This is a genomic window from Terasakiella sp., assembly GCF_048267425.1.
GTDB lineage: Bacteria > Pseudomonadota > Alphaproteobacteria > Rhodospirillales > Terasakiellaceae > Terasakiella.
Map to the genome: position 1 here is coordinate 1 of NZ_JBLWXN010000018.1, position 23,693 is coordinate 23,693.

Annotated in this window: 23 protein-coding genes and 1 tRNA gene; 6 read left to right on the forward strand and 18 right to left on the reverse strand. The window is 47.7% G+C overall.

The features are described from left to right. Positions 1–240: 240 nt before the first annotated feature. Positions 241–1,653: a tetratricopeptide repeat protein gene (locus tag ACN0VA_RS17095; protein ID WP_417822341.1), complete on the reverse strand. Its 1,413-nt coding sequence runs from the start codon at positions 1,651–1,653 to the stop codon at positions 241–243. Positions 1,654–1,923: 270 nt separating this feature from the next. Between ACN0VA_RS17095 and ACN0VA_RS17100 the strand changes: the two genes are divergently transcribed. After that, the gene (locus tag ACN0VA_RS17100) at positions 1,924–2,130 is read left to right on the forward strand and encodes a hypothetical protein (RefSeq protein ID WP_417822342.1); all 207 of its coding nucleotides are present in this window, start codon (positions 1,924–1,926) and stop codon (positions 2,128–2,130) included. 64 nt (positions 2,131–2,194) lie between these two features. Here the strand turns inward: ACN0VA_RS17100 and ACN0VA_RS17105 are convergent, their stop codons facing one another. Next, a complete protein-coding gene (locus tag ACN0VA_RS17105; RefSeq protein WP_417822343.1) occupies positions 2,195–3,883 on the reverse strand; it encodes a methyl-accepting chemotaxis protein in 1,689 nt (562 codons plus the stop codon). Between the two features lie 362 nt (positions 3,884–4,245). Next, entirely contained in the window at positions 4,246–4,590 is a 345-nt protein-coding gene (locus tag ACN0VA_RS17110; RefSeq protein WP_417822344.1) for a hypothetical protein, read from the reverse strand. Between the two features lie 72 nt (positions 4,591–4,662). Here ACN0VA_RS17110 and ACN0VA_RS17115 point away from each other — a divergent pair, with 72 nt between their 5' ends. The 3 genes from ACN0VA_RS17115 (at position 4,663) to amt (ending at position 9,837) form a co-directional block, all read left to right on the forward strand. After that, positions 4,663–5,292 (forward strand): rRNA large subunit pseudouridine synthase E, encoded by a 630-nt coding sequence (locus tag ACN0VA_RS17115; protein WP_417822345.1) that lies wholly within the window; start codon positions 4,663–4,665, stop codon positions 5,290–5,292. Positions 5,293–5,336: 44 nt separating this feature from the next. Next, a complete protein-coding gene (locus ACN0VA_RS17120) occupies positions 5,337–7,010 on the forward strand; it encodes an EAL domain-containing protein (RefSeq protein WP_417822346.1) in 1,674 nt (557 codons plus the stop codon). Positions 7,011–7,344: 334 nt separating this feature from the next. After that, the gene (amt, locus tag ACN0VA_RS17125; RefSeq protein ID WP_417822347.1) at positions 7,345–9,837 is read left to right on the forward strand and encodes an ammonium transporter; all 2,493 of its coding nucleotides are present in this window, start codon (positions 7,345–7,347) and stop codon (positions 9,835–9,837) included. A 60-nt stretch (positions 9,838–9,897) separates the two neighbouring features. On the opposite strand, the gene ACN0VA_RS17130 is transcribed toward amt, so the two are convergent. From ACN0VA_RS17130 to cysE, 13 genes are all read right to left on the reverse strand, one after another. Beyond that, positions 9,898–9,974: transfer RNA gene (locus ACN0VA_RS17130), tRNA-Met, on the reverse strand. A 149-nt stretch (positions 9,975–10,123) separates the two neighbouring features. Then, a complete protein-coding gene (gene mnmA, locus ACN0VA_RS17135) occupies positions 10,124–11,230 on the reverse strand; it encodes a tRNA 2-thiouridine(34) synthase MnmA (RefSeq protein ID WP_417822348.1) in 1,107 nt (368 codons plus the stop codon). A 5-nt stretch (positions 11,231–11,235) separates the two neighbouring features. Further along, on the reverse strand, positions 11,236–11,961 hold the full coding sequence (locus ACN0VA_RS17140) for a DUF599 domain-containing protein (RefSeq protein ID WP_417822349.1): 726 nt from the start codon (positions 11,959–11,961) through the stop codon (positions 11,236–11,238). Positions 11,962–12,029: 68 nt separating this feature from the next. After that, positions 12,030–12,230 carry a Fe-S cluster assembly protein IscX gene (iscX, locus tag ACN0VA_RS17145; protein ID WP_417822350.1) on the reverse strand — a complete coding sequence of 67 codons (201 nt, stop codon included), beginning with the start codon at positions 12,228–12,230 and terminating at the stop codon, positions 12,030–12,032. 26 nt (positions 12,231–12,256) lie between these two features. Continuing rightward, positions 12,257–12,583 carry a ferredoxin family 2Fe-2S iron-sulfur cluster binding protein gene (locus ACN0VA_RS17150; protein WP_417822351.1) on the reverse strand — a complete coding sequence of 109 codons (327 nt, stop codon included), beginning with the start codon at positions 12,581–12,583 and terminating at the stop codon, positions 12,257–12,259. 59 nt (positions 12,584–12,642) lie between these two features. Next, positions 12,643–14,538 (reverse strand): Fe-S protein assembly chaperone HscA, encoded by a 1,896-nt coding sequence (gene hscA / locus ACN0VA_RS17155; protein ID WP_417822352.1) that lies wholly within the window; start codon positions 14,536–14,538, stop codon positions 12,643–12,645. 4 nt (positions 14,539–14,542) lie between these two features. Then, positions 14,543–15,184, reverse strand: a complete 642-nt coding sequence (hscB, locus tag ACN0VA_RS17160) for a Fe-S protein assembly co-chaperone HscB (protein WP_417822353.1) — start codon at positions 15,182–15,184, stop codon at positions 14,543–14,545. Between the two features lie 95 nt (positions 15,185–15,279). After that, positions 15,280–15,624, reverse strand: a complete 345-nt coding sequence (locus ACN0VA_RS17165; protein ID WP_188666677.1) for a HesB/IscA family protein — start codon at positions 15,622–15,624, stop codon at positions 15,280–15,282. Between the two features lie 27 nt (positions 15,625–15,651). Then, positions 15,652–16,035, reverse strand: a complete 384-nt coding sequence (iscU, locus tag ACN0VA_RS17170) for a Fe-S cluster assembly scaffold IscU (protein ID WP_417822354.1) — start codon at positions 16,033–16,035, stop codon at positions 15,652–15,654. A gap of 44 nt (positions 16,036–16,079) precedes the next feature. Beyond that, a complete protein-coding gene (locus ACN0VA_RS17175) occupies positions 16,080–17,306 on the reverse strand; it encodes an IscS subfamily cysteine desulfurase (RefSeq protein ID WP_417822355.1) in 1,227 nt (408 codons plus the stop codon). Between the two features lie 46 nt (positions 17,307–17,352). Continuing rightward, the gene (locus ACN0VA_RS17180) at positions 17,353–18,462 is read right to left on the reverse strand and encodes a cysteine desulfurase family protein (protein WP_417822356.1); all 1,110 of its coding nucleotides are present in this window, start codon (positions 18,460–18,462) and stop codon (positions 17,353–17,355) included. A gap of 11 nt (positions 18,463–18,473) precedes the next feature. Further along, positions 18,474–18,944, reverse strand: coding sequence for an Rrf2 family transcriptional regulator (locus tag ACN0VA_RS17185; protein ID WP_188666682.1), 471 nt, complete (start codon positions 18,942–18,944; stop codon positions 18,474–18,476). Positions 18,945–18,955: 11 nt separating this feature from the next. Next, entirely contained in the window at positions 18,956–19,660 is a 705-nt protein-coding gene (gene cysE / locus ACN0VA_RS17190) for a serine O-acetyltransferase (protein ID WP_417822357.1), read from the reverse strand. A gap of 230 nt (positions 19,661–19,890) precedes the next feature. Here cysE and ACN0VA_RS17195 point away from each other — a divergent pair, with 230 nt between their 5' ends. After that, positions 19,891–20,550 (forward strand): alpha/beta hydrolase, encoded by a 660-nt coding sequence (locus ACN0VA_RS17195; protein WP_417822358.1) that lies wholly within the window; start codon positions 19,891–19,893, stop codon positions 20,548–20,550. 54 nt (positions 20,551–20,604) lie between these two features. Here the strand turns inward: ACN0VA_RS17195 and ACN0VA_RS17200 are convergent, their stop codons facing one another. After that, positions 20,605–21,684 (reverse strand): anhydro-N-acetylmuramic acid kinase, encoded by a 1,080-nt coding sequence (locus ACN0VA_RS17200; protein WP_417822359.1) that lies wholly within the window; start codon positions 21,682–21,684, stop codon positions 20,605–20,607. Positions 21,685–21,697: 13 nt separating this feature from the next. Further along, positions 21,698–22,330 (reverse strand): MarC family protein, encoded by a 633-nt coding sequence (locus ACN0VA_RS17205; RefSeq protein WP_417822360.1) that lies wholly within the window; start codon positions 22,328–22,330, stop codon positions 21,698–21,700. Between the two features lie 84 nt (positions 22,331–22,414). On the opposite strand from ACN0VA_RS17205, the gene tyrS reads away from it, so the two are divergent. Further along, entirely contained in the window at positions 22,415–23,668 is a 1,254-nt protein-coding gene (gene tyrS / locus ACN0VA_RS17210) for a tyrosine--tRNA ligase (RefSeq protein ID WP_417822361.1), read from the forward strand. The last annotated feature ends 25 nt before the right edge of the window (positions 23,669–23,693 follow it).

Sequence of the window (23,693 nt, forward strand, 5' to 3'; positions counted from 1 at the left end):
GAGCCCCTCAGGAGCAGCGCCCCGTCGGTGAAGCCGGGTTATAAAGACCTCAAACCACCCTGTAAACACCTTTTTTCGTTTTTTTGTCTTTTTTTTTCGCAGCCGCGAATAAAATCATAAAAAACGGCTGAAAACAGCCATTTATAGCGAGATGATTTTTCCCGAATTTTAGGCAAATAAAAAGGAGGTTGGTGCAGCGCACACAACCTCCTTGAGCATTTGGGAAGATATTAAAGTTTTTTAGCCATTCGTCCCCATGAATCCGGGCTCACAGAACTGACGTTTTGATTTGAGTTTTTGACAAAGGCTCGTCGCTGCGCCTTTACTATCCAGCGGGCCAGCCAGCAAACGATAGAAAACACCTTTTCCCGGACCAAGATTCACCTGAAGAATCTCGGAATCCAAATTACCCAGCAGATTTCGATGCGCCCGTTTCAACTGTGCCCAGCCGCGTGAGGCATCGCGTTCTGACTTATAAGACGCCAAGTGCACGGCAGGCTGCGGCCCACTCATTTTCTTCTTGGCGTTGGGTTGCATCGCCGTTGGGCTACCCCCCATCGTATTATTCGTCATCGCAGAACCCGCACCAGGTGGTACAGGCTGTAATCCTTTTTCAATGGCGTTACGTTCACGCGCATATTCATCAGATGAGATTAAACCTTCGGCTTGCAACCCTTCCAGGCGACGCACCGCATCTGCCGATGCCATCAACCCTTGTGGCGGAACAGCCGGATTTGCCAACACAAGCGGCGTTTCCGGCATCAAGGCATCCAGAATCATTTTACGTTCTGCTGCATGCTGTTCGATGGTAATCGCCCGCATCTCCAGTGCGCGTCCAATGGCACGCAGACGCCCTGCAATTTGCGCAGACGACGGAACCGGGCGATCCAGACCCGCTGCCGGCGGTTTTGAGGAAAGCGGAACCAACGCGCCCACATTTCGACTGCGGCGGACTTTAAATTCTTCCGGTGTAATCAAGCCCTGATCCAACAGGTCGCGCAAGGTGTTAAAGCGCGACACTATATTACGTGTTCCTTCATCCATGCCCATTTCAGGGATGGTGCCCGATTGCATTTCCATATCTGTTTGACGCAAAGCGGTTGTTCCGTTCATGGGGATTTGGCTATAGGTGCCCGAACCGGCTGTCATACCGTAGCCCGGTGCGCCTCCCATGTCGGCGGGTTTATCGACACCAGCCGCCCCATGTGCCAGATTACCGACAACATTGCCCGAATCAATCATGGACAGGTTCATGGTGGCAACTTCGGCCACATTACGCGGCGTTGCATCCGTCCAGATAATCACATTCAAGCTTTCATCAGGACGTTGCGCCAACACGGCTTCGTAAAGAGCGCGTGCGCGCGTCATTTGACCTGTATTTTGATAAATCATTGCCTTGCCCAGCAATGCGTAAACATTGCGCGGGTTCGCACCGAGAGCCTGATCAAAAAGAGCTTCTGCCGGGAGATAATTTCCTTTGACCAATTCAGCCAAGCCCCGATCTGATGCCGACGTACTTTCTGCCGTTTCTGAAAAATCGCTTCGTTCCCAGAATACGGGGTCAAGCATACTCCCGTCTTGAATGCCGCCACATGACGCCAACGTCAATCCGGCAGCAAAAAGCGCAGCGTAGCGTTTTGTCTTCCCAAACACGCCTTTATTCCTTTTGCCTGTGTCTTAAGGCTTTCGTCTTTACCCCATGCAAAAACCAGCCAGTTAAGACTCCTGATATAGATTCTCCCATAATCCTATGTGAATCCTAATTTTTCTTTAATGAAAACAAAAAGGATCAACGCCCGAATTCAGTATAAACTAATTTACTTTTTTTCTCAAAAATTGTTCGCATCCAAGATTTTGTTAACTTTTGACGTGCTAATATAACTTGCAGTATAGATTGACTGTATCAAATTCTTGAGGAAGCAAATGGCCAAATCACATATCCAACCGGGTGACCGGTTTGTCAAAGTGGGGCATCCGGACACCATTTGGATCGCCACACGCTTAATCGAACTCCCCAACCTGCCGGTGCATGTTCACCTTATGAACGCCCGTGACGACCTTGACATGCAGACCATGAGCGAAGTCGCTCTGGTTGATCGCAAGCTCTACAGACGGTTGCAAACACATTAAAATTTAAAAGCGAAGACAAAAACTAAAAAGCGGCCCTGATAATCAGCGCCGCTTTTTCTTTCATTTATTCCCTGACGTTTCGCACATCACTGAGGAAAGCCTCAATCTGTGCTTTCAAGGTTTCAAACTGGCACTCGAGATCATCCGCCTTGGACAAAACATTTTGCGCCGACTGACAGGATTGCTCAACCTCCCCTTTTAAGACGGCGATAAAGTCATCCACTTGCTGCACCGCCTGAGATGAACCGTCTATGTTTTGAGCAATATTACCTGTTGCTGCTGTTTGCTCTTCGACCGCAGAAGCAATTGAGGCATTAATCTGGTCAATTTCCGAAACCGTATCGGAAATATCCCCAATTCGTAAAACAGCATCCTGTGTTGCCGATTGAATGGCATCAATATATTGCTGAATTTCGTCCGTTGCCCGACCCGTCTGGCTGGCCAGGTTTTTAACCTCCCCCGCGACAACGGCAAATCCTTTACCGGCCTCCCCCGCGCGCGCGGCTTCAATCGTTGCATTTAAAGCCAGCAAATTGGTTTGTTCCGCAATACTGTTAATCAACCCCGCAGCCTGACCAATTTTTTCCGCCGCATCAGATAGCTTCTCAACAGAGGCTTGTGTGGCTTGTGTTTTTTCCACACCGTCTGTGGATTTGCGCGAAGACAAGTTCACCTGCTGACTGATTTCAGCAATAGAGGAGGCAAGTTGTTCTGCCAGTGCACTGACCTCCCCCATATTCGTTGCCGCATGAGACGAATTATGCGTTACATTTTCTGCACGTTCTAAAATTTGTTCTGTGGAACCATGAATATCTTGCGAAACTTTCCCCATAGAATGCAATGATCCCGACACATCCTGAACCAAATCACCGATATTTCGATCAAAGACTTCGATCAATGCTTTACGTTTTTGCGCCCGTTCACGTGACGCTTCACTTGCACGCACGGTTTCCTTCGCCAATTCCTCAACCTTAATCATGCTTTCCTTGAAAACGACAACTGCCTTAGCCATTCCACCAACTTCGTCCTGACGATCTGTCGCTGGAATTTCTACCCCTTTATCCCCATCGGCCAGACGAGACATCGCCTGTGTCATTTCGTTTATTGGTGAAAGAATACTGCGCCCTAAAAACAGCAATAAAATTCCGGATATACCCGCTGCAATCGCAAACCCGATTGACGTCACATAAGATGAAGCCGTCAATGAATCGTCGGCTTCCAGCGAGGAATGATCAAGTTGCTGTTGAATATTTTCCCCGATGGCACCGATATTGCGATCCAGTCGATCACCAATAAGGTCAACCACCAACCCAATTTTAGTAAGAGCACCGAAATTCACGACCCCTTTTTCCACCATTGGGCCAAACCCGGTATTTAAACCGGAAATAAGTTTATCTAAATCCTTGGTTATTAAATCGACCAAACGCTGAGACGTTTCATCCCGCGCATATTGTTTGAGCTTGTCATTATTGGAAAGCAGAAGTTTTCCATTCTCTGCCATGCTTTCAAAGAGATCTTTGTCAATTTCTTCATTCACAGCTGACAAGACCATTTTATTTGCCTGAGAAGTCACGATCAGGTTTTGACGACGTAAAAGGTTGAGAAAATCAATATCTCGACGCAGATTACTCGCCACCTGTGCCGTTTCTTGCGCTTTCGTATTGGTCCAAAGACCCGTCCCCCAGATAACTGAAAGCGCCATTAAAACAATTGCACAAATCAAAATGATTTTATTGCGAATTGTAAGGTTCATTGCATACTCCCGTACAGATCAATGCAAAGCTTCTGTTCATTTTCCATTGATAAAAAAAGCACTCCCTTTACTCAAAAAAGGAGCACGTTCTTTCTTTGCTTTATGTTTTGGCTTTGCTTGGGAGGGACTTTATCAAATAGCCGAGCAAACGAGTATGAAATAGTGCCCGTATTGTCTGTATTTCACACAGAAAAGCTCAATTTTTTGCCCCTAAGTAGATTTACGTGGTTTTGCGGGCGGAAACCCGCCAATCCACGAAAAACCATTTGGCGGATTTTCGCTCACCCTTCTGGGAGATTATAATTAAATTACATATTACATATGGAGAAACTGATCTCTCGACATTCGATTCGCACATCGCCTTAGTCGTTATTCAGCTCTTTAATCCAGATCTCATCCAAACAATAGCGCACGTTATCCATCGGGGATATGGCCACAATGATTTGTCCAAACGCATCTTGTAAGGCGCGGATGGCCTTCAAAACATCTTCAGATAAATCTCGTTCGGTCGTTTGACGTCCCATTGCGTACATTTTTTCAAAGGCCGCCTTCTTAATCTCGTTAAGCTGATCCGCCAGCGACAAAGCAGAAAGACACGGCGTTTGTTCAAGAAGGTTTTTCATGTCACTTAAAGCCTGCAAAATGATACGGCGCAGCTCAGCATTTTTAATATGGGAAAACTGGGCATTCGGCAAAGCTGAAGACATAAACCTTCCTAACTGTAAATAAGTGGGTGCAAACGGTTGCACAAAAAGCATTCTTATTGGATAAGTGAGCTTATGTCGAAAATAATCTTATTCAACAAGCCCTTTAACGTCTTGTGCCAGTTCAGCGATGACGGTATCGCCCATAAAACATTGGCCGATTATATCAATATACCCAATGTCTATGCTGCCGGAAGACTGGATAAAGACAGTGAAGGTTTATTGCTTTTAACAGGTGATGGGAAACTTCAGGCGCGTATCGCTCATCCCAAATTTAAACTCCCAAAAACATATTGGGTTCAGGTCGAAGGTGTACCTGATGAGCTTGCTTTGGACAAATTGCGAAACGGCGTCGTTTTAAAAGACGGAAAGACCCTACCCGCACAAGCTCGCATGATGGAAGAACCCGATATATTATGGGAACGTACCCCGCCGGTTCGCTTTCGTGCAAACATACCGACAAGCTGGATTGAACTTTCCATCAAAGAAGGAAAGAATCGCCAGGTTCGACGCATGACTGCGGCTGTCGGCTTTCCCACACTGCGCTTAATCAGATATGCGATCGGTCCTTGGACACTGGATAACATCCAAACTGGGGATTGCATTGAAAAGGATGTTTCACCGGGTGATCTTCCCGAAATCAAAACATCCCCCCGCCCTTATAAAAACAAACAACGCACACGCAAAAAACTACATAGAAAATAAACCTGAAAACCAGTATTCTACATAGAATACAAAAGGGGTCGAGAATGGCGCACACAGATAAAACAAAAAGAGAAAAAGAACGTTTCGTAGCCCTGTCTTTTTGCCGGGCCGATCTTCTGTTCGAATTAAACGACAACCGTGAAATTGAATTTGTTGCCGGGGCAACGCCCGTTCTATTGGGCAAAGATGCTCAGGAAATGACGACGACTCCCTTTAGTGATTACATTCATAAAGAAGATGTCAAACTCGTAAACGAACTTCTGGACACGGCCAGCAATAAAGGGCGTCTGGATGATGCCACCTTACACCTGAAAGGTCCCAAGGGCTTAAAATTACGGGTTTCTTTATCCGGTTATCGCGTTCCCGATTTTAATAATCATTTTTTCCTTGCCCTCAAGGTTGATCCTCATCGCGGTGGTTTCGGTAAAATTGAACCGCTTAAACGCGAAGAAGAAACCAACCTGTTAGAGACCGAATCTTTTGCACAGGCTGCCTCAGAACGCGTGACGTCCTTTATTCATGCTGGGGGGGATGCGCAAGTCTCCATGCTCAAAGTTAATCATCTGGATAAACTTTTGAATACGGTCGGCGCGACAGATAAACAAAAACTGTTGGGTGAAATCGGTTCGATCTTAAGCGAAAGCTCACTTGGCGGAGACACAGCGAGTCGTATTGACGACACCAGTTTCAGCTTTGCCCATGCCAGCGCAGTCGACACACAAGCCATCAATGAAAAAATCGAAGCCTTGGCCGCTCAAATCCATCCTGATGGCGATATGGTGCAGGCAATATCCAGCACATTGGACGTTGACGGGGCGGGTATGAGCGAAGATCAAGTTGCCCGCGCCCTGATCCATACCATGCAGCGCTTCTGTGAGAACAAAGGGTCCGTGCGTGAAAACGCTCTGTCTGATGTCTTGTCCGGTATGATGACCAATACCGTCAAAAATGTCGGTTTTATAAAAGAAGTCGCCAAAAATGTAGATTTCGACATTCATTTCATGCCGATTAATGACTTGAAACGCGGTTACGTCCATCATTTCGAAGGATTATTGCGTTTTAAAGGCGAACGTTCCAAAGAATCGCCTTATCATATGATCTGCTTGGCCGAAGAGGTCGGCATTATATGCGATCTGGATATGGCGGTTGTTAAAAAATCAATCGAACGGGTTCACCATTTCAGACAAACACATTTCTTACCCCCTCTCGCGATTAACCTGTCCGGCATTTCCTTGGGCAACGACAAGTTCATGCACACCCTGTACAATATGTTGAAAGATTCGCCGGAAATGTCAGGACATTTATTGTTTGAGATTACCGAGTCTGCACGTATTGAAGATTTGCCCAAGGTAAATCGTATCCTGCAATCCATCCGCAAACTGGACTTCGAAGTCTGTTTGGATGATTTTGGCGCAGGCGCAGCAAGCTTTGACTACCTGAATGGACTAGATGTCGATGTGGTCAAATTCGACGGGCCTGTTGTCAAGCGGGCTTACTCAACCGAAAAAGGCAATGATCTTTTACGGGCTATGTCCAACATGTGTCACGACCTGAATATCCATACCGTAGCGGAGATGGTAGAAGATGAGGCAATGGCAAAGCACATGCAAGACTGCGGCATCGACTTTGGACAAGGCTGGTTCTTTGGTAAACCCGATCCTGACCCCATTCAGTATGCAAGTAAATTTGCCCCGACATCAAAAGTACATCGCAAATAAACAGATATATTGCATCGCACAATATTGAGCAATTCCTTAGCACATACTCATGGCAATATATACAAGGAGATAAGTTATCCCTACTTCTAAAAGATAATAAAAAATCATTAAAAACAATAACTTAATATCTTTTTGCCTGCCTATTATTTAGGCATAGCTCAGAAAATCGCCCAGTTTTCAACCTATGTTGCGCTGCAGAAATGGTCGCTTTTGGTTTTTCCTTTGGAAAAGCCCCGGTTTTCTTTAGATAATTCTAAACTGGCACTACTTTTGCTCCTCTCTCCAAAAAAGACGGACAACGTCTGCAAAAATAAATTAAAAACGGAGAGTACCAATGACGGTATTAAAAAATGGACCAAAGGCGGTTCTATTTTCAGCTCTTCTCGCCGTCATCTACTTTTGCTCAGTCAAAAGCGGATGGGCAATGGAAGCTAAAGCGCTTGAAGAACGCCTGACTTTTCTTGAGAACGAACTTAATCAAAAACAATTAAATATCGACCATATCTGGACCATGATGGCGGCTTGCCTCGTCTTTTTCATGCAAGGCGGCTTTTTATTACTGGAAGCCGGGCTAGTGCGGTCTAAAAACTCAATTAACGTTGCACAAAAAAATATTGCAGACTTCATTCTTGCAACCGTCTGTTTTGGGGCGGTTGGCTTTATGATTATGTTTGGTGGTTCCATCGGTGGTCTGATCGGTTTTGATTGGGATTTATTTGCCTTTGACAAAGTTGAAGACTGGACCTTCACCTTCTTCGTATTCCAAGTCGTTTTCTGCGGTACAGCAGCCACGATTGTTTCTGGTGCCGTTGCTGAACGTATGAAATTTGGAGGTTACCTTGCGGTAACTCTTGTCATTTCCCTTCTGATCTATCCTGTATTCGGGCATTGGGCATGGGGGAACCTTCTGGTAACTGAGAATGAACCCTTCTTAGCCTCCCTCGGGTTCATTGATTTTGCCGGATCAACCGTTGTGCACTCTGTCGGTGGATGGGTTGCTTTGGCGGCTATTCTTGTCATCGGCCCTCGTATCGGGCGCTATGATGAAAATGGAAAGCCGGTTTCAATCAACGGTCACAGTCCGGTTCTTGCGACATTTGGCTGTATCATCCTCTGGATCGGCTGGATTGGCTTTAACGGTGGATCAACCACAGCAGGCACCCCTGCATTTGCCCATATCATTGCAAATACCATTATTTCCGGTGCTATTGGTGGCCTTGTCGGGCTTTTCCTCGGTCGGTTTGTGGATGGTCATTACCGTCCTGACCGTTCAATCAACGGCGTTCTTGGTGGCTTGGTCGGCATTACAGCCGGGTGTGATACCGTCAGCTTATGGGGGGCAATCTTCATTGGGGGTGGCAGTGCGGTCGTCGTTGTATTTGCCGCAGACTTCCTCGAAAAACGATTAAAAGCTGATGACGTTGTCGGTGCAGTTTCCGTTCACGGTGTTGCAGGTGCCTTTGGAACCATTGCCCTCGCCCTTGTCGCCCCAGCGGGTGCCTTTGAAGGTGGCATGTGGGCACAACTGGGCGTACAGAGCCTTGGTGTCGGTGTTGCCTTCCTCTGGGCTTTTGTTCTTCCCTTTTTCCTTTTTAAAATCATCGATAAGATGTTCAAAGGTGGCATGCGCGTCAGTGCTGAAGATGAGATGAATGGCCTCAACTTTGCTGAACATGCCGCAACAATGGGAGCCTCGCATGTCCTGCGGGAAATGGAACATGTCTTTGGCGGCACATCGGGGGAAGAGGAACCCCACGCAAATTTTATCGCAGCTGACGAGGCCGACGAAATTGCCTTTTATTTCAAACGTCTCATGGACCGTAACGCGTCTCTTGTCACCGGCATGCAAAAGACAACATCCATTTTGGTTCAAGCCTCACAAAACCTTACCCAAATGTCGACAAGCCTAAGCGCACAGGCAGAGCAAACACAATCGCGCGCTTTTGAATTGGAGAGCACAACACAAAACGTATCGGGCAATATGAATATTATGGCCACAGGTGTCGGTGAAGCAGGAACCCTTGCACAAGCGATTGCCAAAAATGCAGATGATATGTCCCTGACCGTTCAATCGGTTGCCAATGAAATCCGCAAAGTTATGGGAAGCATTGAAGAAATCTCAAACTCTACCGGGGAAACACAAAGCGTACTGAATAATGCCGTTGTCGAAGTCCGCCAAGGACGTGACAAGATGAAAGCGCTAGGTACTGCAGCACGCGACACAGGCCAAGTCCTGAGCTTAATCAGCGACATTGCCAATCAAACCAACATGCTGGCCTTAAATGCCACCATCGAAGCGGCCCGCAGTGGTCAAGCAGGAAAAGGGTTTGCGGTCGTCGCTGGGGAGGTCAAAAAACTTGCCGATCAAACCGCCAAAGCGATTGCGAATATCGAAACACGCGTTTTGAACATGCAAGCCGGTGCCAGTGATGCTGTTCAGGTTATGGAAAGAATCGCTGGATTGGTCGAGCATGTAAACGAAACTGCCGACGGCATTAACCTTGCGGTTGGCCGTCAAACATCTGCTGCCGATAAAATCACCGGACGTCTTAACAAGATGACCGACATGACATCTCACGTCGCAGCCGAGATCAACCGGGTTGCCACCAACACAAATGAGGCCTCTTATATGGCTGGTGATGCTGCCACACAGACGGGTAACTTGAATGACGGTATTCTCGATGTCAAACAAGCAGCCAGTCTCAGTCACAGCCAAGCCAGCAGCCTGAAAGCAGAAGCCGAACAAATTTCACGTTCAGCCCATGATCTGAATAAACTCGTTAACAGCCTGTCCTTACATAAACAGGCTCAGGAAGCCGCTGAATAATCATCATAAATGGCAAAAAACAAAAAGGACTTAGAGAGCAATCTCTAAGTCCTTTTGAATTGGTAGCTGGAGGCAGACTTGAACTGCCGACCTCGGCATTATGAGTGCCGCGCTCTAACCAGCTGAGCTATCCAGCCATCGTAGCCGTTTGGCTTCGAAGTGCGCGCTTTTTACGGCAGCACAGGGCAAGTGTCAAGCAACAAAGAGGATGTTTTTTAACTTTTTTTTGAAAGTCGTACAAATTGCAGGTCGACCCTTTAAAAACAGCCGCTATTTCCCTGAAAAATCAGGCAGCTTTCTGGATCCAACCACCACCGAGCATGCGTTCACCTTCATAGAAAACACAAGCTTGCCCCGGTGCAATACCGGCATAACCATCACGCAAAACCACACGGGCGGTACCGTCTTCGTTTGGGTAAACCGTTGCCGGTTGCGGGGGTTGCGCAGAACGGACCTTGACTTCAATCTCGCGTCCCTCAGCAGGCAGAGGTGTAAAGCCGATCCAGTTCAATTCGGCAATCGTCAATTCAAACTCCAGCAAGGCTTCTTGCGGACCGACAATGACTTGCTTTTTCTCTGCATCCAGTCGAATTACATATAAGGGGTCCGGCCATGCAATGCCCAATCCCCGGCGTTGACCGACCGTGTATTTGATGATCCCGTCATGTTTACCAACAACAGTTCCGTCCAAATGAACAATTTCCCCCGGTTCTAACGCGCCGGGGCGCAATTTTGCGACCACATCAACATATTTGCCTTCCGGGACAAAACAGATGTCCTGACTGTCGCTTTTGGAAGCAACCGACAAGCCATATTTTTTTGCCAAAGCCCGTGTTTCATCCTTGGACATATTCCCCAAAGGAAAGCGCACAAAGTCGGCCTGTTCCTGCGTCATCGTAAACATAAAATAGCTTTGGTCACGGCGATGGTCGGCCCCACGCAAAAGAATGGCACCTTGATCGGTCTTTTCCCATTGCACATAGTGACCTGTAACCAAAGCATCCCCGCCCAGATCTTTCGCCGTTTCCAACAAATCACGGAATTTAACGGTTTCATTGCATTTGACACAAGGAATTGGCGTTTCGCCCTGTACATAGGTTTCGGCGAAATAATCCATCACATCACGTTTGAAAACTTCTTCATAATCCAAAACGTAATGGGGAATACCTATTTGATCGGCCACGCGGCGTGCATCATAAATATCACGCCCTGCACAACAGGTATTAGGGCGGCAGACAGCCTCGCCGTGGTCATAGAGCTGTAACGTCACGCCAACAACGTCATAGCCCTGTTCTTTCAACATGGCGGCTGTTACAGAGCTATCAACGCCACCGGACATGGCAACAACAATGCGGGTATCTTCAGGGGCTTTATCAATAAATAGAGAGTTCATTTTCTTCAGAACTTAAAAACGTTTTCATAATCGCTGTTCGGGTCCAGCGTGCGCAGTGTTTTGGATTTGAATTCACGACGGTAAATCACCAAAACAACAAATAGGGTGACCGCAATAAAAATCCAAGGGTTCAAAAACCATGAAAGCGCGGCCATACCGAAATAGTACGTCCGCATTCCCCGGTTAAAAGTTTGCACAGCCAGAGCATTCACCCGTGCTGCACGTTCAGCAATTTGCTGCGCCTCTTTCGTTTTTGCAAATTCCGGTGATGGAAATGCCCCCATTACGATCAGCATGTAATTGAACTGACGCAACGCCCACGCAAACTTGAAAAAAGCGTATATAAAAATCGTACCCAAAGTCAGCAGCTTAATTTCCCACATGACTTTGGACGCTTTGGCAACATAGGTCAGGTCTTTGGTCAAATCCTGTATTTGTTCCAATGACCCAAAAATTGCCACAACCCCACCCAGCAAAAAAATAGCTGTTGAGGCAAATAACGAAATCGAACGGATCAATGTCGATAACAACGCCGCATCCGCCACACGGACTTCGCGATGTAAAGCTTGTTTCATCCATTCCAGACGATAGTCATACATGACCGTCATCAAACTGGGCCGTGTCTGGCTGAAGCGATCCGCCCACGACGTATAACCGACCCAAGCCAGCAAGAACCAACTCAAGGCAACAATATCCAGAAGGGTTACACCATACATAAATTGGACATTCATCGCCGAGGTCCTTTATTTACCTTGCGTCTAAAGCAAACGTCCCTGCAAAATAACAGGGACTGTTCACATTAATCTCGTTCATCCAACCATGCCATTTGAATGGCTTCGAGGACTTTTTCGTTACTTTTATCCGGATCATCTTCGAAATCATCCAGTTCTTGCACCCATTTCCATAAATCGGTGAAGCGCACAGACAGAATATCTACATCCGGGTGAGCATCTTCCAATTCAATGGCGATATCGTGAATATCTGACCAGCGCAATCCCATGAGACAATCTCCTCGTCCGATTAAAATTAACCGATATTACGTGTTTCCGCCGGCACATGCACCGTCAAACCGTCTAGGTCGTCAGACATGATAATCTGACATCCCAAACGAGACGTCTGTTGCAGGCCAAACGCCAAATCCAGCATATCTTCTTCTTCTTCAGATGCTTCATTCAACTTGTCGAACCATTCTTCATCGACAACCACATGGCACGTTGAACAAGCCAAAGAGCCTTCACACGCACCTTCAAGATCAATATCGTTCTTGTGTGCGATTTCCAAAACGGACAAACCGTTGGCGGCGTCTACTACTTTTTCAGAACCGTCAGGGTTAATGAAAGTCATTTTAGGCATGGTTTTCTTCTCTCTTTAAAAACTGCGTTGCAAGCCTTTTATCGACTTTGGTCAAGAAATCAAGACTCAATCGCGCTTTCCAGCTTCTCTACATTTACCCCGGTCAGGGCCTCTTCAATACCCTTATCCATACGACGCTGGGCAAAAACCTGTGTTTCACGATCCAATTCTTCAACCATCGCATTGATCGTGTGACGATCATCACCCGCAATTGTTTCGTCCAATTTATTCAAAACAACATTGATATGGGCGCGTTCATCTTCATTCAATAATTTACCATCGATATGGAGCGCAGAATAAACAGCTTCCATTACCCGTTTGGCTTCCACGCGGGCTTCCGTCAAAAGGCGCACTTCCATGTCTTCCTTGGCATGGACCATGCTGTCACGCAGCATATGGGCCATTTCTTCATCAGATAGACCGTAAGACGGCTTCACCGCAACTTCTTGAGAAACGCCTGTTGTGACTTCCTCTGCCCCGACAGTCAACAAACCGTCGGCATCCACACTAAAGGTCACACGGATACGTGCCGCCCCGGCGGTCATTGGTGGGATCCCTTTCAGAATAAAGCGGGCAAGGGACCGGTTCTGATCCACCATTTCACGTTCGCCTTGCAAAACGTGAATCGCCATTGCGCTTTGACCATCCTGATAAGTGGTAAATTCCTGTGCCTTAGCCACCGGGATCGGGGTATTGCGTGGAATAACCTTTTCTACAATTCCACCCATTGTCTCAATCCCTAGGCTCAAGGGTGTCACATCCAGCAACAGATTGTCAGAACCAACGGTCAAAGCCTCAGCCTGCAATGCGGCACCGACCGCAACAACTTCGTCCGGGTTGATATCGGATAACGGGGATTGACCAAAGAAGTCCCCCACCCGTTTGCGCACCAAAGGTACACGGGTCGATCCCCCGACTAGAACAATGCCTTTGACTTCGTCCGGGAAGGTATCGCCATCTTCCAGAACATTGCGGCAAATATCAATTGTGCGATCCACAAGTGGTGCCGCCAGTTCATCAAATTTTTCACGGGTAATCGTATGTTTTGAAGACTGACCATTAAATTCCAGTACAAAATCGCCACTGTCATTTTCCGTCAGGCATTCTTTCGCCATCCGTCCTGTAACCAGTGCGATTTTTACATCATCCGTCGTCAGTTTTTCTTCACCGAACTTTGCGCGGCGCTCCGTCAGGAAATATTCCAAGATGGCGTGATCAAAATCATCGCCGCCAAGGGACGCATCACCGCCCGTAGATTTAACCTGAAACACGCCTTTTTCCATACGCAATAACGAGATATCAAATGTCCCGCCACCAAGGTCATAAACAGCGTAAAGCCCTTCGGCCTCTTTATCCAAACCATAAGCCAACGCAGCGGCTGTCGGTTCGTTCACAAGGCGTAGAACCTGTAAACCAGCAAGCTTTGCGGCATCTTTGGTTGCCGTACGGGCCGCATCGTCAAAGTAAGCCGGTACAGTGATAACCGCCTTTTCAACCTTTTGCTTCAACTGATCTTCAGAACGTTCTTTCAAAGCGCGTAAAATATCAGCGGAAATTTCCACCGGCGTCAATTCTTTGCCCGAAACTTTAAGACGTACCATGCCTTCGCCTTCAATCACTTCAAAAGGCAGGGTTCCTGAAATCGATTTTACATCCTGAAGGCCGCGTCCCATCAATCGCTTAACGGATGAAATCACTGTTTCCGGGCGCATCAGCAAAAGCTGTTTGGCAAGTTGGCCCACAATAGCAGACCCATCCGGTGCGTAAGCCACAACAGAGGGCACAAGACCTGAGCCATTTTCATCGCGCAAAACTTCGGGCGTTTCGTCATTAGAGACGGCAACAACGGAATTGGTCGTGCCTAAATCAATTCCCACCGCCAAATCGCTGTCACCCGCATGGGGAAGTGGTGTTTCGCCGGGTTCGTGAATTTGTAGCAATACGGTTTCGATCATGGTCTTATTTCATTACCAAACGCGCTTTATGCTGGCGCGTTTCTTCCAAAAGTTTCGTCAAATATTTCAGGCGTAAGGCTAATTTACGAGCATCATCATATTGTTCTTGATCAAAAGCCTGCGCAATCGCACGTACACAATCGCGTACATCACGGCGCGCCTTATCGGATAATGCATTCACCGTATCAACGGTTTGTGCCTCCATCAAGGCTTCACGTGTTTCCATCGCTTCCATCAAGAGAACCGGATCATTCACCGTATGATCGTGGCTAATGCCCGTCATGCCATGTACACTCAACAAATAATCCGCGCGCTTAAGCGGATCTTTCAACACTTCGAAAGCTTCGTTCAAGCTAACAGCCTGCTGTTGAGACAGCGTCTTTTCCTTCGGTGTTTTGTTTGCAAACCGGTCCGGATGTAAATGACGTTGCAGTTCAAAATAGCTGCGTTCCAATCCGTCCACATCCAGACTATAAGCCTTTTGCAACCCGAAACGGGTGAAATGGTCAATATGGCCGGGCGGTTGAACCGCATGACAAGTTTCGCAAAACAAATCTCCACCACCGACCGGTCCTTTGCAGGACCAACAGGGATGAACACCGCTTTTGTCGTTTTTCAGCATCATCGTTTGGTTTGATACGTCCATAGTTCTAAACAATCGCCCTTGCGCACAGCATGCGAAACCTCTTTATAAAAGAGATCCCCGCATAAGGTGCGGGGATGGCTTCCTACCTTTTGCTTTTAAACGTGGAAAGATTCACCACAGCCACAACGCCCCTTTTCATTGGGGTTGGTGAAGACAAAGCCAGAGGCCATTTGCTCTTCAACAAAATCCATTTCGGTTCCGAAGATAAACATGGTTGCCTTCGGATCGATCATAATGGTGATATCGTCGGCTGCGTCGAACACTTCGTCAAACTCATTGACTTCATCGGCGAATTCCAGCGTGTAAGACAGGCCGGAACAGCCTTTTGTCCGTACACCGATACGTACACCTTTACTCGGTTTTCCGCGTCCTTCCATCAGAACGCGGATCCGATCCAGTGCTGCTTCGGTCACGCTAATTGGGGCGGGACGTCCAGTCATGGTTGGCGTCACTCCTTCGTGATTGATTTAGTCTTTATGTTTTGTTTTATAATCTTCAATTGCTGCTTTGATAGCATCTTCTGCCAACACAGAGCAATGAATCTTCACCGGAGGCAACGCCAGTTCTTCGGCAATATCTGTATTTTTGATATTGGACGCTTCATCCAGCGTCTTGCCTTTAACCCATTCCGTCACAAGTGAGCTGGACGCAATCGCAGAACCGCAACCGAATGTTTTAAACTTGGCATCTTCAATGATACCGTCCGAGCCGACTTTGATCTGCAAACGCATCACATCGCCACAGGCCGGCGCACCAACCAGACCGGTTCCAATTTCACCGGCCTCATTGTCCATTGAACCAACATTGCGCGGGTTTTCGTAGTGATCGACAACTTTATCGCTATAAGACATTTTCTTCTCCTTTAAACCACTTCAAAGGTGGCTGTCTTTCGAAATTAGTGTTCAGCCCATTGGATGGATTTAATATCAATACCTTGCTGAGCCATTTCATAAAGCGGGCTCATTTCACGCAAGCGTTTGACTTCTTTGATAATCCGATCCGTTGCATAATCGATTTCTTCCTGCGTGGAAAAACGACCAATACCCAGCCGCAAAGACGTATGGGCCAATTCTTCTTCAACACCGAGAGCACGCAGCACATAAGACGGTTCAAGCGAAGCCGACGTACAAGCCGACCCACTGGAAACGGCCAGATCCTTAATCCCCATCATCAAGCCTTCGCCTTCAACAAAAGCAAAGCTTACATTCAGGTTGGTGCACACGCGTTGTTCCAGATCGCCGTTGAGGTAAACCTCATCCAGTTCATTCTGGAAACGGTTCCACATATGCATTTGCAGTTTATGCAGGCGTTCGTTTTCGGTTGCCATTTCTTTCTTGGCAATTTCGCACGCCTTTCCCAAACCGACACACAGTGCTGGGGCAAGTGTACCAGAGCGCATGCCGCGTTCCTGACCACCACCATTAATCTGGGCAATGATACGCACGCGCGGACGACGGCGTACATAAAGCGCGCCCACACCCATCGGGCCATAAATTTTATGACCGGAAATAGACATCAAATCGATGTTCATTTCTTCCACGTCGAGTTCGATTTTACCAACAGCCTGTGCACAATCCGTATGGAAGAAGGTCTTGTTGGCACGGCACAGCGCGCCAATTTCTTTCAAGGGTTGAACAACGCCGATTTCGTTATTAACCCCCATGACAGACACCAGCAAGGTATTGTCCGTCATGGCCGCTTTCAATTCGTCCAGATCAATCAAACCGTTTTGTTGAACGCCAAGATAAGTGACCTCAAAGCCATCCTGTTCCATATGGCGACAGGTATCGAGAACACATTTATGTTCCGTCACAACTGTAATGATGTGATTGCGTTTATTTTTATAGAACGCGCCCACACCCTTAAGGGCCAGATTGTTCGATTCCGTCGCACCAGACGTGAAAATGATTTCTTTCGGATTGGCGTTGATGATGTCCGCAACTTGCTTGCGCGCCTCTTCAACAGCTTCCTCAGCTTCCCAACCATAGGCATGGTTACGTGAATGCGGGTTTCCGAATTTTTGAGTAAAATACGGCAACATCGCTTCTACGACGCGGGGGTCCGTCGGTGTTGTGGCTTGGTAATCCAAGTAAACCGGATGTTCCTGTGTATTTACGCCCATGTGGGCACTCCTTTTCTTCTTTTTCTTCAATCCAAAACTAAATGCCTTAAGCGGCATTACTCTTCGTCTGTTTGGCCTGTACGCGCTCTACCAATTTTTTCCAAGCTTGTACAAGCATTTCCACATCTTCTTTTGAACTATTCCATCCTAGTGAAACCCGAATGGCACAGTTCGCAACATCGTCTTCAATCTTCATCGCCTTGAGCACATGAGAGGCTTTCACCTTCCCACTGGAGCAGGCCGATCCGGCACTGACCATAACATTGGCAAGATCCAGCGCCATCACCTGACGATCACTAGGCATACCCACCAAGGCAAAATAGCTTGTATTGGGCAAACGTTGAACCTGATCACCAAAAACAACGCCACCGAGGTCTTTTACCTGTCGTTCCAAATCGTCCCGTAACGCTTGGATTTCAACAAAATTTACTTTTTCGCGGGCCGCCGCACCAAACCCAACGATACCGCTTAAGTTTTCAGTACCGCCGCGCATAGATCGTTCCTGACCACCACCTTTAAACATGGCGTCCAGTTTTAATCCCTCGCGCTTAATCAACGCCCCAACACCCTGTGGTCCGCCGATTTTGTGCGAAGACAAACTCGCAAAATCAAGATCCAGCGCCGAAATATCAAATTCACATTTCCCGGCCATCTGCACCGCATCACAATGCACCAACGCGCCGTACCGATGTGCAATTTCAACGATCTCGCCAATCGGTTCAATCACGCCGGTTTCATTATTTGCCGCGACCACACTCACTAACGTTGAACGATTATCTTCTTGCAGCGCGGCTTCCAAGGCATCTAAATCGACAATGCCGTTACCATCAACCGGCAGAATTTCCGCATCATCACGAACCTTCAACACAGCGGCATGTTCAACGGCTGAAACCAGCACACGTTCACATCCACTGCCTTTCAAGGCCAGCGTATCCGCCTCGGTCCCACCGCTGGTGAAAATCACCCAGTCACGCGGGACGTTCACAAGGTCTGCCACCGATTCACGCGCTTCTTCCATCATGGCACGTGCTTCACGCCCCAGACGATGCACAGAAGACGGGTTGCCGACATGGGCAATCGCCGTACTCATGGCATGTGCGACCGATGGAAACACCGGCGCTGTCGCGTTGTAATCCATATATGCAATACGTGACATGACTTTAATCTTTACTCTGCAGCCTCGACTTTGGCACGAACCGCCGCATTAAACAGGTTACTCGTCCCCAGCAGTCGTTTTTCAACGATATCTTCCAAAGAAACAGAACTGAGATACAGATAAATCTGGTTTCCCAATTCGGTCCAGAGATCATGTGTCAAACAACGGCTTTTGTTTTCACGACAGCCGTTGGGATTACCCGGTGTGCAGCGCGTTGCCGTAATCGGTTCATCCACGGAAATGATAATATCGGAAACACGCACTTCTGAACAATCGCGTGACAACAAATATCCACCACCGGGACCACGCACACTTTTAACCAAATCACCTTTGCGCAACTTGCCAAACAACTGTTCCAGATAGGACAGTGAAATCTCCTGACGTTCGGCGATATCCGCCAAAGACACTGGCGTTCCTTTGCTGTTGCAGGCCAGATCAACCATTGCCATCACGGCATAACGACCTTTAGTACTTAACTTCACGACAAAACTCCCTATTTACGCCCGCAGGAAACGACATCCAGTTTCTTTTCGGATTTATTTTCGACATCATCGCCTTCTAATTCTTCAACCCGATTCTTTAACGCATGAATTTCATTACGTAACATTTCAATGGTCCGTACCATCGGATCGGTCATACCGTCCGGCGTCCCATATGCACAGAAATCGCCATTGTCTTTCTTTTTGCGTCCCATCACCATCTTGGCCGGAATACCCACCATCGTGACACCCGGGGGAACATCTTCTAACACAACGGCATTGGCACCAATACGCGCCCCGGCACCGATAACATGCGGGCCGAGAACCTGTGCACCGGAACCCACAATCACACCGTCTTCCAGTGTGGGGTGGCGTTTACCTTCTTCCAGTGAGGTTCCACCCAATGTCACACCTTGATAAAGCATAACATCGTCGCCGACCTCAGCCGTTTCACCGATCACAACACCTGTACCGTGATCAATAAAGAAACGCCGACCGATCGTTGCACCGGGGTGAATTTCAATCCCTGAGAGAATTTTACCAACATGGGATAAAAAACGCCCCAGCAGGCGCCAGTCACGCAGCCACAAAGCATGCGAAACACGATAAAACATCAACGCGTGCAACCCCGGATAACAAAGGATAACTTCCAAGCGGGACTTCGCCGCAGGGTCGCGTTGGATGAATGAGTCGATGTCTTCTTTAAATCTTTTAAGCACGGCAGACCACGTTTTGCTAGTATCTTGATCCATTTTGCGCTATGAGAAGCGTCATTGATCTGATGACCGATTGACACTATGTCATAGCTTGTTGCTAGGGAATATAGAATGCCCGACTATTTTAGTCAAGTTTATGAAGAGCAGTTTTCTATATTTTTATGCAATACCCGCAAAAAGTAGTCGGATTTTTAATTTTTTATATTCTTACCTAAAGGATTCGTCTGAGAAAAATGCCTGAAGTCATTTTCAATGGACCTGAAGGTCGCCTCGAAGGGCGTTACCATCACAGCAACGACCCCAACGCACCCGTCGCACTTTTGCTCCATCCCCATCCCGAACAGGGTGGCACAATGAACAACCGTGTGACCTACACCTTGTTCAAAGCATTTAAGGAACGCGGCTTCTCTGTCTTGCGTTTCAATTTCCGCGGTGTTGGCCGTTCACAAGGTATTTTCGACAGCGGCATTGGTGAATTATCCGATGCGGCTGCGGCACTGGACTGGATGCAAACACACAACCCGAATGCCCGCATTTGTTGGGTTGGCGGTTTTTCGTTCGGCGCCTGGATCGGTATGCAACTGATGATGCGCCGCCCGGAAATCAACGGCTTTATCTCCGTTGCGCCGCCTGCAAACCTGTATGACTTTTCATTCCTTGCGCCTTGTCCGGCTTCAGGATTGGTCATTCATGGCGATGCCGATGATGTTGTACCGGAAGAATCGGTGCAAAAACTGGTGAACAAACTGGACAGCCAGAAAAACATCAGCATCAGCTACGAACGCATTTCAGAGGCAACGCACTATTTCAATAATGAAAGCGAAGCCGAACTGATCAAACAATTCGTCGGTGATTATCTTGACCGCCGCATTGTTGAGCTGGCTGCTGAATAATTAAGTCAGTACAGCAAAATAAAAATGGCCCTGCATTTCATGTGGGGCCTTTTTTTAACGTGCTTTATGCAGCGCCCCGCCGCTTATGGGTTTGGCAACACCGGTTGTGCCGGGAAAAGTAATCGCCAAACCTTCTGCACTGCGCGCTGCCAAATAAGCAAAGGCCTGTGCCTCAATCGCATCACCATTCCATCCGACTTGTTCTGCGGTTCGTACATCTGCGTATAAATAGGCACGGAACGCGCTCATCAACGATTTATTCAAACGTCCCCCACCGCAAACAATCCAGCAATTCGGCCAATCGGGAAATTCATCTTGTGCCTTGATAACTGACGCCACGCTAAAGGCCGCCAATGTTGCAGCCCCGTCTTCGACACTTAAATCATCCACCAGATCGAAGGCAAAAGATTTAAATTCATCCCGATCTAAGCTTTTAGGGGCAGGTCTTTGAAAATAAGGATGGCGAATAAAAGTGTTTACGCAGTCATCATGAATATCACCACGCGCCGCGATTATACCGTCTTCATCATACGGCTGCCCGGTATGACGCTTGACCCAATCATCAATCAACGCATTTCCCGGTCCTGTATCAAATGCCAGAAGTTCGCCATCACAACCAATCCATGTAACGTTACCAACCCCGCCCAAATTTAAAATGGCAATCGGTCCCTTCAGATCGTGTTGTTGCACCAAGGCACGATGAAACACAGGAACCAATGGTGCCCCCTGCCCACCTGCGCGCACATCGGCGCTGCGCAAATCATTCACCACATCAATTCCGACAGCGCGTGCCATATCCGCGCCATTTCCCAATTGTACGGTTAATCCGGCGGCTGGATCATGGAAGACCGTTTGTCCATGAAAACCGATTAGGTCAATGTCGGAACGTGCAAACCCTTCACCCTGCAAAAAGCGTTCAACCGCCTGAATATGGCGTTGCGTCACTTGTTCTTCTAAATCACCGAAATTGTCTTTACGCCCGAAACTGGCCTGAACATTTTCACGAAAGTCTTCATCATAGGGGTAGGTTTGAAACCCCAAGAGTTCCCCGACCTTGTCTCCATCGGTCTTAATCAACGCAACATCGATACCATCCAGTGACGTGCCGCTCATTAACCCCAAAACCAGTTTCACGATTGGTCACCCTTTATGTATTACTGAATAAGGCGTTACGTAATCCGTCAATAATATATTGCGAAGCCAGCGCCGCCAGTAGCACACCCAAAATACGTGAAAAAATACTTGAAACCGTTTGTCCCAATATCTTTTCCAACTTGTTCGACAGCATAAACAAAACGAGGCTGACCAGCAACACCGCCCCCGTAACAGCCAAAATTACGAATTGGCCTTCAAAATTCCCATCCTGACCTTCCATCAACAACATAATGGAGGTAATTGACCCCGGCCCTGCCAAAAAGGGGATGGCCAATGGAAAGACGGAAATATCTTCCATTTCGTGTTCTGCAACGATTTCTTCGGCATTTTCACTACGTCGGATCGTTCGCTTGCCAAAAACCATTTCCAGCCCGGTCAAAAACAACATGGCCCCGCCGGCAATGCGAAACGATGACATTTCAATCCCCAGCAGACCGAGAAACTCATGTCCAATCAAAGCGAAGAAAGCAAGGATACAGGCAGCAAAGAGAACGGCGCGTAACGCCATTTTACGACGATAAGCTGCTGTCGCCCCCGCACTTAACCCGATAAACATCGGCGTTAGGCCAATCGGGTCGATAATTACGAACATCGTAACGAAAGCCTGAAGAATAATATCCGTCATTTTTATATAGAGCACCCTTGTCGTTTTATGCTAAGTAGGCCCGCCTCATAGTAAAGTAAAGCGTTTTTCAGGAAAACCCAATCCATGACCAATTACAAATCCGATTTCATTCGCATTTTGTCAGAGCGCGGTTTTATCAACCAGTGCACAGACATTGAAGCCTTGGACGAAAAAGCCGCAAAAGAGGTTATTACAGCGTATATCGGGTTCGATTGTACGGCAACCAGCCTGCATATTGGCAGCCTTTTGCCGATTATGTTGCTGCGTTGGCTGCAAAAAACGGGGCATAAACCTGTTGTTCTTATGGGCGGCGGCACCACAAAAGTAGGTGACCCATCCGGTAAAGATGCCACCCGCCCTGTTATGACCGATGAATTTATCAGTAATAACATGGCCGGTATTAAAACCGTTTTCGACAAATACTTGAATTTTGGCGACGCTGGCACCGATGCCATCATGGTCAACAACGATGATTGGCTGTCCGGTTTATCCTATCTTGAATTCTTGCGCGATTTCGGTCGTCATTTCACCATCAATCGCATGATGAGTTTTGACAGCGTTCGCCTACGCCTTGATCGGGAACAACCGCTGACTTTCCTTGAATTTAACTACATGATCCTTCAGGCCTATGATTTCTATGAACTGAACAAACGCCACGGCCTATCCCTGCAAATGGGGGGATCAGACCAATGGGGCAACATCATCAACGGGGTTGAATTGACCCGTCGCGTATCCGGCAACGAAGTTTTCGGGCTGACCGTTCCCCTACTGACAACATCCAGTGGTCAGAAAATGGGAAAAACGGCAAACGGAGCCATCTGGTTAAACGACGATATGCTGTCGGCTTATGATTTCTGGCAGTACTGGCGCAACACTTCGGATGCCGATGTCGGTCGTTTCCTGAAATTGTTCACCGAACTTCCCCTTGATGAAATTGCCAAGCTGGAAGCCCTGCGAGGTCAGGAATTAAACGAAGCCAAGAAAATCCTCGCCCATGAAGTTACCAAACTTTGCCGTGGCGAAGAAGCAGCCCTGAATGCAGCGGAAACAGCCAAGAAAACCTTTGAAGAAGGTCAACTGGGCAAAGACCTGCCGACATTCGAAATTTCACAAAGTGATCTCAAAGACGGTATTCCAGCCTTTGATGCCATGCGTCGTGTTGAATTGGCAAAATCCGGCGGCGAAGCCCGTCGCGCGATTAAAGGCGGTGGTGCACGCCTCAATGACAATGCCATTAGTGACGAAAACCACATGATTACATTGGCAGACGCAAATGATGATGGATTAATCAAGCTGTCCTTTGGTAAAAAACGCCATGCTTTGATCAAACCGGTTTAAACCAGATAACCGTCTAAACATTTAA

Coding starts and splice junctions, on each gene's coding strand:
- ACN0VA_RS17100 (WP_417822342.1), top strand. CDS start 1,924: ATGGCCAAATCACATATCCAACCGGGTGACCGGTTTGTCAAAGTGGGG.
- ACN0VA_RS17105 (WP_417822343.1), bottom strand. CDS start 3,883: ATGAACCTTACAATTCGCAATAAAATCATTTTGATTTGTGCAATTGTT.
- ACN0VA_RS17110 (WP_417822344.1), bottom strand. CDS start 4,590: ATGTCTTCAGCTTTGCCGAATGCCCAGTTTTCCCATATTAAAAATGCT.
- ACN0VA_RS17115 (WP_417822345.1), top strand. CDS start 4,663: ATGTCGAAAATAATCTTATTCAACAAGCCCTTTAACGTCTTGTGCCAG.
- ACN0VA_RS17120 (WP_417822346.1), top strand. CDS start 5,337: ATGGCGCACACAGATAAAACAAAAAGAGAAAAAGAACGTTTCGTAGCC.
- amt (WP_417822347.1), top strand. CDS start 7,345: ATGACGGTATTAAAAAATGGACCAAAGGCGGTTCTATTTTCAGCTCTT.
- mnmA (WP_417822348.1), bottom strand. CDS start 11,230: ATGAACTCTCTATTTATTGATAAAGCCCCTGAAGATACCCGCATTGTT.
- ACN0VA_RS17140 (WP_417822349.1), bottom strand. CDS start 11,961: ATGAATGTCCAATTTATGTATGGTGTAACCCTTCTGGATATTGTTGCC.
- iscX (WP_417822350.1), bottom strand. CDS start 12,230: ATGGGATTGCGCTGGTCAGATATTCACGATATCGCCATTGAATTGGAA.
- ACN0VA_RS17150 (WP_417822351.1), bottom strand. CDS start 12,583: ATGCCTAAAATGACTTTCATTAACCCTGACGGTTCTGAAAAAGTAGTA.
- hscA (WP_417822352.1), bottom strand. CDS start 14,538: ATGATCGAAACCGTATTGCTACAAATTCACGAACCCGGCGAAACACCA.
- hscB (WP_417822353.1), bottom strand. CDS start 15,184: ATGGACGTATCAAACCAAACGATGATGCTGAAAAACGACAAAAGCGGT.
- ACN0VA_RS17165 (WP_188666677.1), bottom strand. CDS start 15,624: ATGACTGGACGTCCCGCCCCAATTAGCGTGACCGAAGCAGCACTGGAT.
- iscU (WP_417822354.1), bottom strand. CDS start 16,035: ATGTCTTATAGCGATAAAGTTGTCGATCACTACGAAAACCCGCGCAAT.
- ACN0VA_RS17175 (WP_417822355.1), bottom strand. CDS start 17,306: ATGGGCGTAAATACACAGGAACATCCGGTTTACTTGGATTACCAAGCC.
- ACN0VA_RS17180 (WP_417822356.1), bottom strand. CDS start 18,462: ATGTCACGTATTGCATATATGGATTACAACGCGACAGCGCCGGTGTTT.
- ACN0VA_RS17195 (WP_417822358.1), top strand. CDS start 19,891: ATGCCTGAAGTCATTTTCAATGGACCTGAAGGTCGCCTCGAAGGGCGT.
- ACN0VA_RS17205 (WP_417822360.1), bottom strand. CDS start 22,330: ATGACGGATATTATTCTTCAGGCTTTCGTTACGATGTTCGTAATTATC.
- tyrS (WP_417822361.1), top strand. CDS start 22,415: ATGACCAATTACAAATCCGATTTCATTCGCATTTTGTCAGAGCGCGGT.